The following is a 512-nucleotide window of genomic DNA, read 5'->3' on the forward strand; positions in this document are numbered from 1 at the left end:
TTGTGATTCATGACTGGGGTGAAGTCGTAACAAGGTAACCGTAGGGGAACCTGCGGTTGGATCACCTCCTTACCTTAAAGAACCTGCCTTTGTAGTGCTCACACAGATTGTCTGATGAAAAGTAAATAGCAAGGCGTCTTGCGATTGAGACTGACACGTCCCCTTCGTCTAGAGGCCCAGGACACCGCCCTTTCACGGCGGTAACAGGGGTTCGAATCCCCTAGGGGACGCCACTTGCTGGTTCGTGAGTGAAAGTCACCTGCCGTCATATCTCAAAACAGACTCACGAGTCTTGTTTGAGATATTTGCTCTTTAAAAATCTGGATCAAGCTGAAAATTGAAACGACACACATGTTATGTGTGTTCGAGTCTCTCAAATTTTCGCAATCATGAAGTGAAACATCTTCGGGTTGTGAGGTTAAGCGACTAAGCGTACACGGTGGATGCCCTGGCAGTCAGAGGCGATGAAGGACGTGCTAATCTGCGAAAAGCGCCGGCGAGGTGATATGAAC

At 48.6% G+C, this 512-nt stretch carries 1 tRNA gene and 2 rRNA genes; all 3 read left to right on the plus strand.

Annotated features, from left to right (window positions below):
- Nucleotides 1-72: ribosomal RNA gene (locus tag ACMWKK_RS26260) — 16S ribosomal RNA — on the plus strand; the annotation flags it as partial.
- Nucleotides 73-157: 85 nt separating this feature from the next.
- A tRNA-Glu gene (locus ACMWKK_RS26265) sits at nt 158-233 on the plus strand.
- A 183-nt stretch (nt 234-416) separates the two neighbouring features.
- A 23S ribosomal RNA gene (locus ACMWKK_RS26270) occupies nt 417-512 on the plus strand; the annotation flags it as partial.

Origin of the sequence: Enterobacter sp. 01-M-03-SI-ECC (assembly GCF_047530215.1) — a bacterium.
Taxonomy (GTDB): domain Bacteria; phylum Pseudomonadota; class Gammaproteobacteria; order Enterobacterales; family Enterobacteriaceae; genus Enterobacter; species Enterobacter chengduensis.